Here is a 17,889-nt window from a genome sequence, read left to right as displayed (position 1 = left end):
AGTAAACGTATGCTGCGGTTATTGGGCCGCAGGAGCCGGGGCGGTTTGCCCGGCAGGGGCTGCCGGAGCCGCTGGGGCCGCCGCAGGTGCGGGTGCTGCTTCAGCGCCGGGCTTTATGGCCGGGGCTGCGGGCCGGGGAGCGGCAGGTTCTTCAATCTTGACGTCAAGAATTGTAGACTGATTAGCGGGGCGCGAGCTGGTCACAAGGGTGTAGCTGATGGAGGTGATGATAAAAATCACAGCCATCAGCGCGGTCAGCTTGGCAAGTATGCCGCCTGCGCCGCCACTGCCGAACACAGAGCTGTTGCCGCCGCCAAAAATTACGCCCATGCCTTCCTTGCCTGCCTGAAGCAGCACAAGAATCACCAGCAACACGCACACAATAATATGCAGCGTAAGAATGAGAGTCTGCACGAATTCCTCCTCGCCGTCCGGCCACTGCCCGATGGCGCGCCCGAAGTGGGGTTAGGCCCCGATAATTTGTAAGAAGCTTTGTGCTTCTAAAGACGCTCCACCTACCAGAAGGCCGTCCACATTGTCAAGGGCCATAAGCCCGGCGGCATTGTTCGGCTTGACGCTGCCGCCATAAAGAATAGGCAGCCGGGACGCGGTTTCACCCACCAGTTTGCCCAGCAGGGCCCGCGTTACGGCGTGGGCGTCCAGCACTTCCTTCGGTCCGGCAACCTTGCCAGTGCCGATGGCCCACACGGGTTCATACCCTACGGCCAGCTTGCCCACAAGGGCAGCGCCGCCAAGGCTGGCAGGCATGGCCGCAAAAACTGCAGCAAGCTGCCGTTCAAGCACGGCGTTGAGCTTGCCTGCTTCACGTTGTTCAAGGGTTTCGCCGATGCACAGCAGCACGTTAAGGCCGTGTTCAAGGGCAAAAATGGTTTTGCGCGCCACAAGGGCGTCATCTTCGCCCATGATGTGCCGCCGCTCCGAGTGCCCGGTCAGCACCCAGGCCGCGCCGGCATCGCGCAGCATGGCGGGCGAAGTTTCGCCGGTAAAGGCGCCTTCTTCCGCCGGATAGCAGTTTTGTCCGCCAACAGTAAGGCCCGCATGGCCCTTAAAGGCGTCGGCCGCGCAACTGATGGCCGTAAAGGGAGCAAAAACTACAACCTCCTGCCCCGCAGGCATCTGACCAAGGCCCTTGGCCAGTTCTTGAGCGCTCTGGCTTGCCTGAGAGCGGGTTTTATACATCTTCCAGTTGGCGGCAAATATCTTTTGCATGGATTCCTCAGCGATCAGATGGAACAAAGATAGATAAGCGCGTCTTCACCAGTATCGGTATAATACTTTTTGCGCACTCCCTCACGCTTGAAGCCGCAGCTTTCATACAGACAAATGGCTGGCTTGTTGCCCACCCGCACTTCAAGCAAGATTTTATTAATAGCCATTTTACGGGCAAGGCGCAAGACCAGGCCCAGTATGCGCCTTCCGTAACCGCGCCGCCGCTCTTGCGGCAACACCGCCAGATTGAGTATTTCCAGTTCATCCAGCGTATGGTAAACAGATATATAGCCAATCAGCGCTTCATGCCTGAACAGCCCAAGCGCGGCAAAGGCCTTTTGCCCAAACGCCGCAGCGCACTGCTCCTGGGACCAGGGCAAGGGAAAACACTGGCGCTCAATTTCGTACATGGCGGCGGCGTGCTGCGGCCCAAGCATCTGAAGACGTTCGCCCTGCTCTGTGGAAGCTCTCATGGAAATCAGCCTCTATCCTTCATCAAGCGCCACTCCAGATCTGCTGGAGGTTGTGGACAAAAACAACGTGCCTCTGTGCGTCATGCGCAGCGAAGACGTTCTGCGCCAGGCCCTGCACCACAGGGCCGTGGGCCTGCTTGTGCGCGACCGGCAAGGGCGCGCCCTGCTTACCCACAGGCCAGGGCTCGGCTGGGGCATGTCGTCCTTTGGGCGGCTGCCAGCCGGGCAATCGACTGAACTCCGGGCCCTGCAGCTCTTAAACGACGACTGGGGGCACGATGGCAGGGTCTTGCCGCTGGGGGTCTGCCCGCCGGGGCCGGAGAGCTCCAACGCATTTGTGGCGCTATATGAGGGGCGCGTGCCTGCGTTGCTGGCAGCCGCAGCCGTTCGCGACCCGGATCGTCACATGCTGGTGGACTACGATGAGCTGCGCGGCATTGGCATCCATTTTGGCGAGCTGCTGTCGCCCTTTTTGCGCGTGGCGGTTCAGGCCGGTCTGGTACGCCCGCGCTGAGCGCCATGCACCCGCTACGCCGCGCCAGATGTCGCGCCAGATGTCACGTCAGTGGGGCCAAGCAGGGCAACGGATTCTTCATGCACCAGGCCGTTGGAGGCCAGCAGCACATCGCCAAAATGCAGGGGATCGCCGCGCATATTGGTAACCTTGCCCCCGGCCTCTTCAACCAGCAGCATCCCGGCGGCAAAATCCCAGGGTTTCAGGCCTTCCTCATAAAACATGTCCACCCTGCCGCAGGCCACATAGGCCAGATCCACTGCCGCCGCGCCCATGCGGCGCAGGCCCTGGCTCTTGGGCAGCACAAGGGCAAGCCGCGCAAGAACCCTGTCGAGACGCCCCGTAAAATCGTACGGAAAGCCCGTAGCTACCAGCGAGTCCCCAAGGGTTTGGGCCTTGCTCACGGCCAGCGGCACGTCGTTGACAAAAGCCCCCTGCCCCCGCCGCGCGCTGAAGCACTCGTGCATCATGGGGATGTTGACCACGCCAAGCTCGGCGCGGCCATTGTGCCACAAGGCCACAGAGGTCGCTACCTGCGGGATGCGGTGAACAAAATTGGTTGTGCCGTCCACAGGGTCAATAATCCAGCACAGACCATCCGGCTCGCGCTCGCTCTGGCTGCTTTCCTCAGCCATAAAGGCTGCGCCCGGCACAAGCCCGGCCAGTTTTTCTTTCAAAAACGCCTCGACTGCCAGATCGGTCTGCGTAACCAGATCAATGCGCCCCTTGTGCATCACGTTGCTGGGTCTCGCCCAGTGCTCGCGCACAATGTTGCCGCTTTGCAGCACAATTTCCATGCACTCTTGCAAAACTTTTTGAGATGAAAACATGGGTCTTCCTTCATGCCTCACGGACATGCCGTAACGCAGTGATGCCGCAGGGCTGGTTGCCCCGCTGCAATTGCTGATAATAATGAGATGCCCGAAAGCGGTCTGTGTCGCCCGACCCTTTGCACATGAGCAAAAGCGAGCGCCGAAACAGCTTTGAGGACATATTTTCAAAGATAAAATGCGCCCAGGCTACTGGTGTGTTGCGGCAAGGCAGACAGGCGTATTGAAGAAGAAAGCCCCCGGTCAGCGGCCATTGCTGGCGTGCAACCGGCGTAAAAGAAGGCTGTCGCCGCAGCCAGACGGCCAGGCAACACCACAGCAGCAGTCGCTAGTTGATAAAAACAGAGTGGTACAGCTGGCGGTCAAGCATGGCCCTCGCCGTACCCCGCAGCACGGTCGTAAGGGGATCCTTGTCCACAAAAACCTTAAGGCGCGTCTCCTGGGCGATAAACTGGTCAAGCCCCTTGAGCAGCGAGCCGCCGCCCGCCATGAGCATGCCGTTGCGGTAAATATCGGCCGCTAGCTCGGGCGGTGTTTTTTCCAGCGCGCGCATCACGGCGCCCAGTATGGCCAGCACAGGCTCCCGCAGGGCCTCGCGCACGTGACCCTCGGTAACTTTTACCACGCGGGGCGCGCCCCGCACCAAGTCCTTGCCTGAGACCTCAAGCACCGGGGCGTTGGGCATGGGCATGGCCGAACCAAGAATTTTTTTGACGTTTTCCGCTGTATTGTCGCCAACTTCCATCCGAAAAACATCGCGCATATAGCGCTGCACGGCCATGTTCATGGCGTCGCCAGCCACACGCACAGACTGCGCGTTGGCAATGCCCGCCAAGGTGATAACGGCCACCTCGCTTGTACCGCCGCCAATATCGAGCACGAGGTTGCCCAGCGGCTCGTGAATGGGCAAATCGGCCCCTATGGCCGCCGCCATTGGCTCCTCGACCATTGCCACGTCCGCCGCGCCAGCCATGATGGCAGAGTCGATGACGGCGCGTTTTTCCACCTGCGTAATGCCGGTGGGGATGCAGATGACCATGGAGGGCTTGACCAGACGCATGCCCGTAATGGCCTTGCGCACAAAGTAGGCGATCATTTCGCGGGTGATATCGAAGTCGGCGATGACGCCGTCCTTCATGGGGCGCACCGCCCTGATGCGCTGGGGCGTGCGACCAAGGTAATCCTTGGCCGCAGCTCCTACGGCGAGAACAGAATTTTTGTGCGTGTCAATGGCAACCACAGACGGCTCGTTGATCACAATGCCATGCGCCCGCGTGTAGAGCAGGGTGTTGGCAGTGCCAAGATCCATGGCAATGTCTTTGGACAAAAATCTGAAAAGACGCCGTAGCAGCATACTTAGTATTCTTTTGTTGGCGGCATGGGCGCGGTGTCGGGATCGTAAGCCTGAGGACCGTCGCTGTGTACCCGCGCTCTGGGCAACATGGTCCTAAGCCGCATTTTAAGATACAGATTTTCCAAAAACAAAGCCAGATGATCCACAGACTGCCGCACAAAACTGCGCAGCGATTCGTCTATCTGCCGGGGGGTGGTGTGGGCAAGGCACAGCACGCCGCGCGTGCTTTTGTTGACCATAACCGGCATGCAGATGGCCGCCTGAAAGTCGGGCATGTCGGGCAGCTTGCCAAACAGCACGGCTGCGGGCGCGCCTTCGATACCCTCGGCGATCACCGGCTGGTCGTTGCGAAACACCCAACCCGTAATGCCGCTGCCCATGGGCAGGATAAGCGGATCCTCGCCTGTCAGCAACAGGCGGGCCGATTCGCTCTCCACGCAATAGGTCTCGCCCGGCTCGTCCACCGAGGCAAAAGCGCAGTAGTCAAAGCCCGTGGCCTCGACCATGATGCGCAGATAGTTTTGCAAAAACTGCGGCCAGCGCTTGTAGCGAAAGCGCAGGTCCTGAATGACGGACAGCTCGGCAAAATAACGCGGTATATCCCCCGCAAGCTCCTGCCGACCGGCCGAACCCTGCTGGCGCGAGATAAGCTCGGCAAACATCTGCAAAATTTTGTGGTCTTTGTCCGAAAAGGAATACTGCCGCTTGCTGTCCACGCACAGCGCGCCGCCCGTGGGCACAGGGCAGCCCATAAAGGCCTTGATATTGGCCTCTTCGCCGCTGCTGTAATAACCAAGGTTGCTCTGGCGCTGGTCAAAATTGGGCACCAGCAGAGGCTGCCGGTTGCGGATAATCCAGCCGACTAGCCCCTTGCCGGGCAGCACCGAAGCATTGGACGCGATTTTTTCGCCAAGGCTGAACGCAGAGGAGAGGTGGTGCGCCTCGCCTTCTTCATCCGGCAAAAAAAGAACCACGGAATAGGCGTCAAACACGCTGCAAACGATGCTCAAAATATGCTTTTCAACAGAGTTGGCGGTCATGGGCACATGGGGTTGATGGTGAGGCCGCCACCTGCGCGACGGCTCTTGGGTAACGCATTTCTTGTAGCAAAGGGCCTGCGCCGCCGCAACTTCTTTTGCAGCGTCTTCGGCTCATAACCCGGCCCATATCACCCGGACGGACGGGCCGCCGCAGGCGCTAAACCCGCTACTGCCGCTGCTGCCGCCGATTTTGCGGATACCTGCCGCATTCCTACTGGAAAAAAATCTGAAAAGCGGGTACTAAATAACAAATTACAGTAAGGAATGAACTGATGATCAAATGGCAAGAGGTATTCAGCAAGGACGGCCTGCCCTGGCAGGAAGCTACGCAGTTGTCCTCTTCCATCGCCCTGAGCGAGCTTAACGACCTCAAACGCCTGCTTGACGCGGTGCATATCCGCCTGTGCCTGGTCAAACCGTATCAGGAAAACAAAAACTATCCGCTTGTCGAGGCGCGCGAGCTGCTGCCCTCTTTTGACAACGACATGTTTGAATACAAGGAGCTGCCCGGCTTTGCCATGGTGGCCTTTGCCCGTCAGCTTGATTATTTTTCGGAAATTTTTCAGTTTGACCGCCTGCACCCCGTTATAACTGAAGGCGACGGGGCCTGCTGCCCGCTTGAAAACCAGGTCATGGTGCAAAACCTGCAAACCCTGGCCTCGCGGCTGCCGCGCGTGCACCAGGACATTTTTCGCCAGCAGTTTCGCTCCATAGACACCGTGCTGCTTGAGACCTACCCCGCCCTCATGCCCTACCTGCTCAGCATGGACAGGGCCCATGTGCTGGCCTGGGGCGCGGACAGACAGTTTCACCTGTCTGGCATTTTTGCCTCCTTTCCCTCCGACATCGACAGCGAGCTCAAGCGTTTTGGCATTCGCATAGGCAAGTTTGTCTACGGCGACAGCGATATTTACGAACGCAACCGCATGTTTGTGTACCAGTACCTCATGGAGCTTTACGGCTTCCCCATTGTTTCCGAGCGGCGCACCTCAAGCGCGCTCTTTGCCCGCAAGCTGCACAAGATGGGCGAGCGCTTTTTGCTGCGGGTGCTCGGCCAGACCGACAGAACCCTCACCACCTACATGGCCAATGGTGAAAACACGCGCTACCCCCTGCTGGAAAAGGTGGCGCTTGTGGCGGTGGATGCCGATCAGGACGAAGTGCTGAGCATCATTGACCGCGACGGCTTTTTTCTGGACAAGCCGCGCCGGGTGGTTATTTTGCGCATCAAGTACCGCCAGCACACGTTTGACCCCAGCAACGTGCGGCAGGACCGCGCCCTTTCGGTGGTGGCCCAGGAGGTCTTGCACCCAATTACGGGCAAGGCGCTCACAGGGCTTAACATCATCAAGGATACGTCCAACATGTTTCTGCGCCTCAACGACATTGTGCGCGGCGAATATACGGGACGCATCATCTACAAGCGCACAGAGGTGGTGGAAAACACCGGCACCCACGAAAAACGCCTCAAGTTTCTCTACAGCTGGCTGACCAAGCACCAGCGCCGCATGATCAGCTACAGCGACGAATTTTTTTCCAATGTGAGCAAGGTGCTGAGCAACTACCTGTTCTCGCCCGACAACGACGAGGCCTTTGAAAACCTGCGCGAACTCTATCAGGAGGTCTGCACGCGCTTCAGCTACATCCAGCAGGCCCGACGCGTGCGCATCCTCGAAGACCTGTGCCTGCGCACCTTCAAAGGCGCGCGCATCACCTATCAGCAGATGTTCCGCGAGGCCCTTAACCTGCTCAACGAGCTCAAATTTGAAATCGTCAGTTTTTTTCCCGGTCTGGTTGACGCCGTCATCGACTGTGTGGAAAGAATCCTGCGCGACAGCTACCTGCAGCGCAAGTACATCGAGCCGCCGGAAGACACGCTTACCACGGCCGGGCAGGAAATTCGCAAAAACTACAGGCGTCTTGTTTCATTGCAGGACGGGTTCAAGGCTGTGCGCAAGGCGCGCAGCGGCAAGGAAAACACAGGCACATGAGCGGACCGTTTTTTTATCTGGCCCCGGAACAGTGGGGAGATACAGCTAGTCTTGAAGGACAGGAAGCCCGCCACCTGGGGCAGGTTTTGCGGGCGGCGCCCGGCACGGAGATAGGGCTGCTGGACGGCAGGGGCCGGTCAGGAATCTTTGTGGTGCGCAAGGTCTGCAAAAAGCATGTGGAGCTTGAGCGCGTTTCTGAAACCAGCACCCCAGCTCCCCATTCACGGGCCGTTGTGGCCCTGGCCTACAGCAAGGCCGTACGGCGCGGGTTTTTTATGGAAAAAGCCGTCGAGCTTGGCGCGCACGGCATCTGGCTGTGGCAGGGCGACCACAGTCAGGGCAAGCTCTCCGCTGCTGCGCAAGAAGCCTGCCTCGGTCAGATGATCGCCGGCGCCAAGCAGAGCGGCAACCCCTGGTTGCCCGAGGTCTGCGCCCTTTCGGGCGGGGTTGATCAGCTCATCGAAGCCTCGCGCAAGGCCGACCACCGCATTTTGCCCTGGGAGCTGCAGGACGGCGTGCACATGCTCACCCCCCAGATGGCAGGGCAACCCGGCCTTACCGTCTATGTGATCGGCCCGGAAGGCGGTTTTTCACAGCGGGAGCTCACAGCCCTGCAAAAAGCGGCATTTGACCCAGTGAGCCTTGGAGCACGCGTACTGCGCTGCGAAACGGCGGCAACGCTCTGCCTTGGCCTGCACTGGTGGGGCTCGCAACTTGCGGGCAAGGCCGACGCCGCCACGGAGATCAAACAGTGACCGTAAACAGGCCCCTACCGGAGCGCATGCGCCCCGACGATCTGGCCCTTTTTCTTGGGCAGACCCACCTTGGCGACCGCTTGCGGTCGATCATGAAGTCGGGCCGTCTGCCAAGCCTGCTTTTTTTTGGCCCGCCCGGCTGCGGCAAGTCCACCCTTGCCCTGCTGCTGGCAAAATCCACCGGCAGACCGTATCTGCGCCTGAGCGCGCCCGAGGCTGGGCTGCAGCACCTGCGCCGCTCGCTTACCGGCGTGGAAATTCTGGTTCTGGACGAGCTGCACCGTTTTTCAAAGGCGCAGCAGGACTTTTTTTTGCCGCTGGTGGAGTCGGGCGACCTGACCCTGCTGGCCACCACTACGGAAAACCCGTCTTTTAGCGTTACGCGCCAGCTGCTCTCGCGCCTGCACGTGCTCCGGCTGCGCCCCCTGGGCCGCCCCGAGCTTATGGAGCTTGCGCGGCGCGGCGCGGGCGACCTGCAGATGCAGATGCCCGACGACGTGGCCGACCTGCTGGCAGGCGTATCGCACGGCGACGCCCGCACCCTGCTGAACCTTGTGGAGTACGTTGCGGCCCTGCCCGAAGACGTGCGCGACCTGGAGCACATCAAGGCCGCCCTGCCCGAGGTGCTCATTCGCCACGACAAGGACGGCGACAACCACTACGAGCTGGCCTCGGCGCTCATCAAGTCCATACGGGGCAGCGACGTTGACGCGGCGCTTTACTATCTTGCCTGTCTGCTTGAAGGGGGCGAAGACCCGCGTTTTGTCTGCCGCAGGTTGATACTCTCCGCCTCGGAGGATATCGGCCTGGCCGATCCAGACGCGCTGGGGCTGGCGGTAGCCTGCCAGCAGGCCGTCGAGTTTGTGGGCATGCCCGAGGGCTTCATTCCACTGGCCGAAACTGTTACCTATCTGGCCATGGCCAAAAAAAGCAATGCCTCCTACGCCGCCTACCTTAATGCGGCGCGTGAGGTTAAGCTCAACGGAGCGCGGCCTGTGCCGCTGCACCTGCGCAACCCCTCTACCCAGCTGCAAAAGGAATGGGGCTACGGCAAGGAATACAAATATCCCCACAACTACCCGGAATCATGGATAGAGCAATCATACCTGCCGCCCGAGCTGGAGGGCAGAAGGTTTTATCAGCCGCGCGAAAACGGCGAAGAACCCCGGCTCAGCCAGTGGTGGCGCAAATTGCACAAAATCAAAAAAACGGATGAATAGGCATGAACCCCTTTGTTGACGGCGCATTTGAAGCCAAGTTTCTTACAGGCGACACATACAGCAGCCAACATGCCAGTGCGGGCTTTTTCAGCCGCATGATGCCATCGCTCAGCTTTTACAGCCGCCTGTTTCTCGGGCCGGTACGCTGGCTGTGCGCGCGTGCGTCCAAGGGTCTTTGCGACGACGCCGCGTGGGTGTACGCCAGCGTATGGGTTGCCGACCTTGTTGAGCGCATGGGCTGCCCCATCGAAATTGAGGGCATGAGCGCCATTGAAGCCGCCGACGGCCCCTGCCTGTTTGTGGCCAACCACATGAGCACGCTTGAAACCTTTATGCTGCCGGGCCTGATACGCCCCCGCCGCCCCGTTACCTTTGTGGTCAAACGCAGCCTTACCACCATGCCGTTTTTTGGCCCGGTGATGTGCTCGCGCGACCCCGTCGTAGTTGGACGCACCAACCCTCGCGAAGACCTCGCCGCAGTGCTTGAGGGCGGCCTCGAACGCCTTAAGAAGGGTATTTCCATTATTGTGTTTCCGCAGCACACGCGCTCGCGCGAGTTTAACCCGCAGATGTTCAATTCCATCGGGGTCAAGCTGGCAAAAAAGGCTGGGGTGCCCATTGTGCCGCTGGCGCTTAAAACCGACGCCTGGGGTCAGGGCAAAAAAATTAAGGAGCTGGGCCCGGTAACGCCCGGCATGGCCATCCGCTACACCTTTGCCGACCCTATCAGCGTGAACGGTCAGGGACGCGAGGAACAGGCCGCCATATGCAGGCACATTGAAAGCTGCCTTGGCAAATGGCAGCAACTGGACGGCAACAACGGATAGCGCACGCTAACGGATGTCATATGGGGCGGGCTGCGGCTCGCCTTTTTTATCTGCCGTATCTTATGCCTGCTGCAGCGTGCTGGCGGCCTTTGCCGCCGCATCCACATACCGCTCAAAATCCTGCACGGCAAGCGGCTTGCTGAACAGATACCCCTGAAACAGCGTGCAGCCCATGCGCAACAACGCGTTTTGCTGCGCTGAGTTTTCAACGCACTCTGCCACCGCGCTAAAACCAAGACTTTGCGAAAGGGCAATAATGGTTGCGGCGATGGCGGCGTCGTTGGAATCGGTGAGCAGATCGCGGATAAACGAGCCATCAATCTTGAGCTGCTCCAGCGGCAGCATCTTGAGATAGGTCATGGACGAATACCCTTTGCCGAAGTCGTCCAGTGAAAACCGTATGCCCAGATTGCCCAGCTCGACCATGGTGGAGATTATTTCCTGCATGTTGAGCGCCAGCTGACTTTCGGTAATTTCCAGTTTCAGCAGGCTTGGGTCAATGCCCGACTGCCGCACCGCCGCAGTCACATCCCTGACAAAGCCGCTTTCACGGAACTGCCTGACGCTCACGTTGACCGCCACAGAAAGCCCGGCAAATTCCGGCAGATCAGCCCATATGGCAAGCTGGGCGCAGGCCTGGCGCAGCACCCAGTTGCCTATGCGCACGATCATGCCGTTTTCTTCCGCCAGGGGGATAAACTCGGCGGGGCTCATCAGCCCCCGCACAGGGTGTTGCCAACGTATCAGCGCCTCCGCGCCTATAACCCGATTGTCGGCATTAATCTGCGGCTGATAATGGAGCACAAACTGCTCAAGCCCTATGGCGTCCTCAAGCTCCCGTTCCAGAGCTATGCGCTCCAAAACAACCCGTTGCACGTGCGGATCAAAAAAACGCACGGTGTTTCTGCCGGCATCCTTGGCCTGATACATGGCAAGGTCGGCCTGCTTGAGCAGCTCGTCGGGCGTGATGGCGTCTACGCCAAACAGGGTGACGCCTATACTGGCCGTACAGTTGCAGGTTATGCCCTCAATAATGATGGGGTCTCTCACCGCGCTCAGTATCTTGCGGCTGGCAAGCCCCGCCCTTTCTACCGCCTTGTCGCGCCGGCTCGAAATCGCCTGCAGCAACAGCACAAATTCGTCGCCGCCAAACCGGGCCACGGTATCCTCTGGCTGCACAAGCGTAAGCAGGCGTTTGCCCACCTGCTTGAGCAGGCTGTCGCCATGATCGTGCCCAAGCGTATCATTGATGGTCTTGAAGCTGTCGAGGTCGATGAACAGCAGCGCGCTGTACTGGTGATTTTGCAGGCCTGCCGCAACAGCCAGCCGTATGCGGTCCGCCAGCAGGGGGCGATTGGCTAGACCGGTCAGCTGGTCATAGAAAGCCAGCTCGTTGATTATGGCTTCGTTGCGCTGGCGCTCTTCCTCCCAGGCAAAATTATCAAGCGCAAAGCTTACGTTGGTGGCCATTTCGGCCAGCAGCTCGCGCGCCTCTGGGTCAAAAGCGCCCACCTCTGTCGAGTAGAGCGTCATGTTGCCCAGCACTTCTCCACGCTGCCGCAAGGGCAGCGCCCCGACAGAAAGAAAGCCGGTCTTCTGGATCAGCTGCCACCAGGGGACAAGACGCGGATCTGCAGTGGAATTGTCAGACCAGATGGCCTCGTTATCGCGTATGGCGCAGCCTGTTGGGCCAGCCCCAAAGGGATCTGACTCGTGCATGGACACCCGCAGTCGTTGCAGATCGACGGCATCAAGGCCGAAAGAGGCCACCGGGCGCACGTTGCCGGTTGATTTTTCAACAAGCCCTATCCACGCGCCCTTCAAGCCGCCAGCCTCAACTGCTGCACGGCATATTTCAGAAAACAGCGCTTCGCGCGCCTTGCAGCGCACAATGGCCTGGTTGCACCGGCTGAGTGCTGCGTACATTTGCGAAACCCGGCTGGCTCTCTCCTGCGCAAACCGGCTTTCGCTCACGTCTGTGCACAAAATAGCCACCTTTCCCGCTTCCGGGCGGTAGGCCACGATGTCTATCCAAAGGTTGTTGCCTTCAAGAAAAAAGTCAAAATGTCGCGGTTCACCGGTTTCAACGGTCGCTATGAGAGGGTTCACCCACAGCCCGGCCTTGGATGTTTTGTTGGCAATGCGGAACAGAAGTGTTTTTTCCAAAACGTCTTCGGGCGTCACCTTAAAAATTTTGCAATAGGCATTGTTGATTTCAACATACTTGAAGTCGCTGATTGCGCCCGAAGGCGAAAAAACCGGCTCAAACAGGGCCAGACCTGCCTGCATGTTGTCAAAAAGCCCTTTGTAACGTTTTTCGTTTTTTTCTATGGCGTTGACGTGCCGGGTGTAGGCCAGACCGCTCCAGAGAGAGATAACAAGGCATACCAACCCCAAAATGCCTATTGAAAACAGGTTTTGTCGCCACTTGCCCAGTATGTCCTGCTCGTACACGCCTATGGAGAGATACAGCGGCCACTGGCTGAGCTTGCGAAAAAAGGCGATCCTGTTTTTATTGTTAAAGTCAACGCGGTTGTGATGGTAAATGGTAGGGGCCGCATCCTGCATTATGAGCTTGCGCAGCGGGGCGGAAGGTTTGGCGTCCAGAACAAACAGCCCCTCGGGGTGCTGGGTGATCAACCCGGGCTTTTTATCCCACAGCGTTGCCATGGCGGTGGGGCCGACGATTTCGGCAGCCTGCATGACAGAAGAAAACATGTTGATGGAAACAGCGCAGGCCACAATACCGCCAAACGAACCGTCAGGCTGCGCATACGGCATGGACAGCACCACAATGGGGTGTGGCCACGAATGACCGTAAAAAGGCCTGGAGATAACAAGCCCGGTCGTGAGGCTGTCTCGCATGTGGCGAAAATGCTCGTCGTTGGCGACGGATATTTCGCCGGTCAGAGCACGGGGCGAGGCATAAATGACATTGCCCTTGTTGTTGGCAATCACATAACCAAGCGTTTCCGGCACCCTTTCGTCCAGGCTTAGACCAAGACTGTCAAAGCTTTCCCAGGTTGCATTGCCGGTTCTGGTCAGACGCTCCACCTCGTCGATGGTGGAGAGCAGCGCAAAGTGAATTTTTTCAAACCGCCACGAAAGTATTTGATCCATGGAACTGGAAACATTTTCGAGTGTTGCGGCGATTTTTTCAAAATCACGCTGTCTGCTCACCGTAAGGGCAAACACAATAATGCCCAGCACAAGCAGGTCAATTATGGCAATAATCCACAACGGCCTGTATGTGCGCAGCCAGACTGGATAATTTGTTGAAGTTTGCGAACGAATGTGTGGATGGGCCTCTGGCATATGAACCCCGCACAACGGATTTCGTGTAATGCAGCACATGCAGACCAGCAGGAGCACATGGCCCCGACAAAAGCCATGCTAAACCATAGGAAATTTGCTTAAGGCCCTTAAAATAGCTGTTAGTTGAAGGCCATCTATAAAAAAATCTATCTCAAAATATCATTTCAGGCAAGCACAGGAACAATAAACTCTGGCATCAACCACGGCAAGTCTGCCTGCGGCGCACGCACAAACAGCCTGGCTCATCATCACCCTGTTCTTGCCTGCATTTTTGCACTGTACAGGGCCGTATCCCACGATGGATAAGGTTGTCAACGGTGTTCCTCGCGGCGCATTACCGCCACGCCGATGCTGACGGCGCAACGCAGGCCGTCGGCAAAATCGTGCCCGCCGAGGCTGCGCCGCAGCTTGTCGGCCAGCTCCAGCGCCTCGGCTGCTGCGGTATCTTGCAGAAGCACAAGAAATTCCTCGCTTCCCCAACGGCCCGCCATGTTGCCGGGGCGAAGCGCCCTCAGGGTAATGGCGCTCAGGGTTGCAGCACGGCATCGCCCGCAAGATGACCAAATGGTGTCGTTAACACACGTTACGTTGTCCACATCAAGAACAGCAAGGGAAAAGGGCGCTCGTACCGATGCGAGTCCGTCATTGCCTCAGACAGGGCGCTGGAAAATTTTTGCCTGTTGGCAAGGCCCGTGAGACGCCGGTATTGGAAAGGTGCAGAACACCGCGCTGAGCCGCCGCAGCTGGCATGTCCAGCATCCCCAAAGCCCGGCAATTAAAAGATCAGCTGCAATGCCGCGATGGGGCGAATCTGACCGGCAGACCTTATGGGATTGCGAGGGTAAGCGGGCATGAACACAATGAATAATTTACGGGCATTGCGCAAGCCAAAGCCCGCAGTGCCGCATTGGACAGCAAAAGGCCCGTCTGAACCGCCAGCGCAACAAGTGCACCGGGGGCCAGACGGGCCATGATTCAATGAGCCAGCTACCTGACGCAGCTCAATTTATCGTCCCTTGCGGACTGGGGCCCTGGCGCCTTTTTTGACATACTGCACGTACTGCGCATCCATGCCCATTATGTGCTGCACCAGCCAGTCTTTGAGGAAGGACAACAGATCCATGCTCAAGGTGACTGTGCCCTGCTTTATGCCGCGCTCCACTTCATCAACCTTTGCTTCAAACTCTCTGTGGATCTGGAGATGATCCTTGACAGACGGGTAATCTGTATGGACAAAGCGTTTTTCTTCATCCCTGAAGTGCGTGCTGGTGTAATCATGCAGCTTGTGCAGTATGCCCAGCAGTTCTTCTGCGCTGCGATGGTTGGACATGGCGCTGTGCAGGTCGTTGATATAGTCGACAAGCATGCGGTGCTGGCGGTCTATCTCGCTGATTCCCAGTTCCATACGCGGCGTCCACTGCACAAATTTGCTTGATGCCGCCCGTTCGTAATCGCCGCTGACCATGGCGTTGACAATCATGTCCAGCTCTTCCATGCCGCCCTGAAAAGTCAAAAGCGCGGCGGTAAAAACCTGCATGTTGCCGGAGGTCTGCTCGGCCACTATACGGATTTCTTCCAGAGCCTTGTTGGCGTCTTCAATATTGTTTGACTGCACGCCTGCGGTAGCGGCCACGGCCTGCAGATGCTGGGCGGTGCCCGAGATGGCTTCAAGAATTTCGCCCAGACGCCCCCCCGCCAGCGAGGCCGACGTAGCCCCCTCAACACCCAGATGGGCCGCCGCCTCTACGGTTTCCGCATTGCGCCGGGTTTCCTGCTGTATGGCGGTTACGGCTTCTTCAACTTCCTTGGTGGCGCCCATGGTTTTTTCCGCCAGTTTGCGCACCTCGTCCGCCACAACGGCAAACCCTCGCCCGGCCTCGCCCGCACGGGCAGCTTCGATGGCCGCGTTCAGGGCAAGCAGGTTGGTCTGGTCGGCAACCTCGTTGATCACCGCCATTACCTTGCCAATATTGCTGGCTTTTTCGCCCAGGCCAGCCATGGCCTCCTTGAGCAGTACAATGGTGTCCTTGAGCTTATCAATGGACGCCACAGCACCGTCTACCTCCTGCTTGCTGGCCGACGCGCTGGCGCTGGCCGTGTGGGCGTTTTCCGAAACCTCGCGCACGCGCATGGAGGACTCCTGCGCACCCTGCGCAACCGCTTCCATGGCGCCGCCGGTTTCGTTCAGGCGGTCACGCTGCACGCCTACCCCCTGATTAACCTCTGAAACAAGCGTCGCAAGATGCTGCGCTTCAGCAGAGAGCTTGGTGCAAACCGTATGGGCTTTGCGCAGCACGGCATCGCCACTGGCAAATTTTTCAAGCAGCGCGGCTTTTTCAGCCTGCGCATCCCGCAGGCTGTTTTGAAGTTCCCCGCCAGCGGTTTCAAGCTCCGCCGCACGCACACGCTCTGCGGCAAGGTTCGATTCCGCTCTGCGCAGGCGCTCAAGACAAAGGGCAAGCAGATCGGCATTGCTTGCGCTTGCGCCCAAACCCGCACGTGCACCGCCGCCCGTACCGGCATCATCGATAGCGGCCTCCATCTGCCTGCGCATCTGCCCGGCGGCAGCCAGTAAACGTACCCGCAAGAGCGCGTCGCCGACCATGCAGGCAGCAACCCCCGCCCAGGCAGCCCATAAAAATCCGCCCAAATTGCCTGCAAAAGCCAAAATCATCAGCAGAATAAAGGCAAAAACGTGTGGAATAAAAACCATAAACTCATCCTTTGGAGAAACAGGCTTCCGGGGGTGCTACGGACAATGGCAAAGACACAAACCAAGCATTTTGATCATATTATCCTTTATCGGACAAAACAAGCGGCGTCAGCAGAGACAAAATAAAAAAAACGCACAGTTTGAAGGCCCCCAAAAACAGCCGTTAGCAAGGCAGCACAGCCATGGACAGGCCACGGACTTATTGACACCACCCTCAATATTTATAATTGTAACGAGGTAGTTTAGCGACAATTCTGCAGCAGGTATTTTACCGCCAGCATTTGTGGTTTCTGCACGCCTACGTGCGGAGGCGCCTTTTCCCCCCAAGGCACCAATCAGCATCGAGCCATGGGACGTTATGCGTCCGTATGGCTTGATAGTATTTTTCTTTGCTGATTGATGCGTTATCGTTTACAGTGGCGTGATTCGGCGTGCGTTAAAAATCGTGATGCGCATCCGGCATGTTTGTCTGCCCATATTGGCGCGTCTGATGTGTGCAGGCTGTGTACTCTGGCAGGAGAACCGGTAAAAACCGTCTGGCAAAACGCCCCCGGGCATTCACCCATGGAGCGGCCCGCAGGCGCGGTGCTTCGGGGCGCTTCTGACACGTTTTTGCTCAACTATTTTCTTGCGCGGCGCTATAATTTGGCAAACGTGGCGTCGCCTTTTGTAAATGCCAATTCAGGAGGAACCCATGGCGCTGAAAAAATCCATTTTGTCCGCTTTGGCGGCTCTGCTTCTTCTGACCTCCGCTCAGGGCGGTCAGGCCCAGGCAGAAGAACTCACCGGAACCTTGCAAAAAATTAAGGATACCGGCGTTATCGTGGTGGGTCACCGCGAATCCTCCGTGCCTTTTTCTTACTACGACCTGCAGCAGAATGTTATCGGCTATGCCCAGGATTACTCCAGCAAGATCGTTGACGCCGTCAAAAAGCAGCTGAACATGCCCAACCTGCAGGTTCGCTACGTGCCCATCACCTCGCAGAACCGCATCCCCCTTCTGCAAAACGGCACCTTTGACTTTGAATGCGGCTCCACCACCAACAACCTGGAACGTCAGCAGCAGGTTGACTTCTCCAACACCTTTTTCATCATCGGCACCCGTCTGCTGGTCAACAAAGACTCGAGCATCAAGGATTTTGCCGACCTTAAGGGCAAAAACGTAGCCGTGACCTCGGGCACCACCTCCGAAAAACTGCTGAACAAGATGAACGACGACAAGGGCCTCGCCATCAACATCATCAGCGTTAAAGACCACGGCGACGCCTTCCGCACTGTTGAATCGGGCCGCGCTGTGGCCTTCTTTATGGACGACGCCCTGCTTGCGGGCGAACGCGCCAAGGCCAAAAAGCCCACCGACTGGATCATCGTTGGCACGCCGCAGAGTTTTGAAGCATACGGCTGCATGGTGCGCAAGGGCGACGCCCAGTTCAAGAAGCTGGTTGACGCCACCATCGCCGCCGAACAGGCGAACGGCGACGCCGAAAAGTCGTACAACCGCTGGTTCATGCAGCCCATTCCGCCCAAGAACATAAACATGAACTTTGAAATGTCCAACGAAATGAAGGCTCTTTTCAAGGCCCCCAACGACAAGGCCCTGAACTGATTTTGGTGTGTGCTGACGCGC

The 17,889-nt window shown here is 58.1% G+C and carries 14 protein-coding genes and 1 pseudogene; 6 read left to right on the top strand and 9 right to left on the bottom strand.

What is annotated here, in order from left to right; genetic code table 11:
- Positions 1-18: 18 nt before the first annotated feature.
- The 3 genes from secG to rimI are packed head-to-tail and all read right to left on the bottom strand — an operon-like array spanning position 19 to position 1,703.
- Positions 19-414 (bottom strand): preprotein translocase subunit SecG, encoded by a 396-nt coding sequence (gene secG / locus DDIC_RS06295; RefSeq protein WP_136399651.1) that lies wholly within the window; start codon positions 412-414, stop codon positions 19-21.
- A 51-nt stretch (positions 415-465) separates the two neighbouring features.
- On the bottom strand, positions 466-1,230 hold the full coding sequence (tpiA, locus tag DDIC_RS06290; protein WP_136399650.1) for a triose-phosphate isomerase: 765 nt from the start codon (positions 1,228-1,230) through the stop codon (positions 466-468).
- Positions 1,231-1,244: 14 nt separating this feature from the next.
- A complete protein-coding gene (rimI, locus tag DDIC_RS06285) occupies positions 1,245-1,703 on the bottom strand; it encodes a ribosomal protein S18-alanine N-acetyltransferase (RefSeq protein WP_247647578.1) in 459 nt (152 codons plus the stop codon).
- Between rimI and DDIC_RS06280 the strand changes: the two genes are divergently transcribed.
- Complete coding sequence (locus tag DDIC_RS06280; RefSeq protein ID WP_136399649.1) at positions 1,702-2,217, top strand: NUDIX hydrolase; 516 nt, start codon at positions 1,702-1,704, stop codon at positions 2,215-2,217. The genes rimI and DDIC_RS06280 overlap by 2 nt on opposite strands.
- Before the next feature lie 14 nt (positions 2,218-2,231).
- Here the strand turns inward: DDIC_RS06280 and DDIC_RS06275 are convergent, their stop codons facing one another.
- The 3 genes from DDIC_RS06275 to DDIC_RS06265 all read right to left on the bottom strand — a co-directional run bounded on the left by DDIC_RS06275 (position 2,232) and on the right by DDIC_RS06265 (position 5,441).
- Positions 2,232-3,047: an inositol monophosphatase family protein gene (locus DDIC_RS06275; protein ID WP_136399648.1), complete on the bottom strand. Its 816-nt coding sequence runs from the start codon at positions 3,045-3,047 to the stop codon at positions 2,232-2,234.
- A gap of 328 nt (positions 3,048-3,375) precedes the next feature.
- On the bottom strand, positions 3,376-4,401 hold the full coding sequence (locus tag DDIC_RS06270; protein WP_136399647.1) for a rod shape-determining protein: 1,026 nt from the start codon (positions 4,399-4,401) through the stop codon (positions 3,376-3,378).
- A 2-nt stretch (positions 4,402-4,403) separates the two neighbouring features.
- Entirely contained in the window at positions 4,404-5,441 is a 1,038-nt protein-coding gene (locus tag DDIC_RS06265; protein WP_136399646.1) for a GAF domain-containing protein, read from the bottom strand.
- Positions 5,442-5,713: 272 nt separating this feature from the next.
- Between DDIC_RS06265 and DDIC_RS06260 the strand changes: the two genes are divergently transcribed.
- Genes DDIC_RS06260 through DDIC_RS06245 form a run of 4 tightly spaced genes read left to right on the top strand, consistent with a single transcriptional unit; the run spans position 5,714 to position 10,234 of the window.
- Positions 5,714-7,432: a hypothetical protein gene (locus DDIC_RS06260; RefSeq protein ID WP_136399645.1), complete on the top strand. Its 1,719-nt coding sequence runs from the start codon at positions 5,714-5,716 to the stop codon at positions 7,430-7,432.
- The gene (locus tag DDIC_RS06255; RefSeq protein ID WP_136399644.1) at positions 7,429-8,187 is read left to right on the top strand and encodes a 16S rRNA (uracil(1498)-N(3))-methyltransferase; all 759 of its coding nucleotides are present in this window, start codon (positions 7,429-7,431) and stop codon (positions 8,185-8,187) included. The genes DDIC_RS06260 and DDIC_RS06255 overlap by 4 nt, the downstream gene beginning before the upstream one ends.
- Positions 8,184-9,407: a replication-associated recombination protein A gene (locus DDIC_RS06250; RefSeq protein ID WP_136399643.1), complete on the top strand. Its 1,224-nt coding sequence runs from the start codon at positions 8,184-8,186 to the stop codon at positions 9,405-9,407. The genes DDIC_RS06255 and DDIC_RS06250 overlap by 4 nt, the downstream gene beginning before the upstream one ends.
- Before the next feature lie 2 nt (positions 9,408-9,409).
- Entirely contained in the window at positions 9,410-10,234 is an 825-nt protein-coding gene (locus DDIC_RS06245; RefSeq protein ID WP_136399642.1) for a lysophospholipid acyltransferase family protein, read from the top strand.
- Positions 10,235-10,294: 60 nt separating this feature from the next.
- Here the strand turns inward: DDIC_RS06245 and DDIC_RS06240 are convergent, their stop codons facing one another.
- The 3 genes and pseudogenes from DDIC_RS06240 to DDIC_RS06230 all read right to left on the bottom strand — a co-directional run bounded on the left by DDIC_RS06240 (position 10,295) and on the right by DDIC_RS06230 (position 16,262).
- Positions 10,295-13,549, bottom strand: coding sequence for an EAL domain-containing protein (locus tag DDIC_RS06240; RefSeq protein ID WP_168732483.1), 3,255 nt, complete (start codon positions 13,547-13,549; stop codon positions 10,295-10,297).
- 311 nt (positions 13,550-13,860) lie between these two features.
- A pseudogene (locus DDIC_RS06235) lies at positions 13,861-14,163 on the bottom strand (diguanylate cyclase); the annotation flags it as partial.
- 392 nt (positions 14,164-14,555) lie between these two features.
- Positions 14,556-16,262 carry a bacteriohemerythrin gene (locus DDIC_RS06230; protein ID WP_247647577.1) on the bottom strand — a complete coding sequence of 569 codons (1,707 nt, stop codon included), beginning with the start codon at positions 16,260-16,262 and terminating at the stop codon, positions 14,556-14,558.
- Positions 16,263-16,956: 694 nt separating this feature from the next.
- Between DDIC_RS06230 and DDIC_RS06225 the strand changes: the two genes are divergently transcribed.
- Entirely contained in the window at positions 16,957-17,868 is a 912-nt protein-coding gene (locus tag DDIC_RS06225) for a glutamate/aspartate ABC transporter substrate-binding protein (RefSeq protein ID WP_136399639.1), read from the top strand.
- Positions 17,869-17,889 lie beyond the last annotated feature (21 nt).

This window comes from Desulfovibrio desulfuricans (assembly GCF_004801255.1).
Lineage (GTDB): Bacteria > Desulfobacterota > Desulfovibrionia > Desulfovibrionales > Desulfovibrionaceae > Desulfovibrio > Desulfovibrio desulfuricans_C.
The sequence above is the reverse complement of the archived record's forward strand: the minus strand, read 5'-3'. Positions and strand labels throughout refer to the sequence as shown.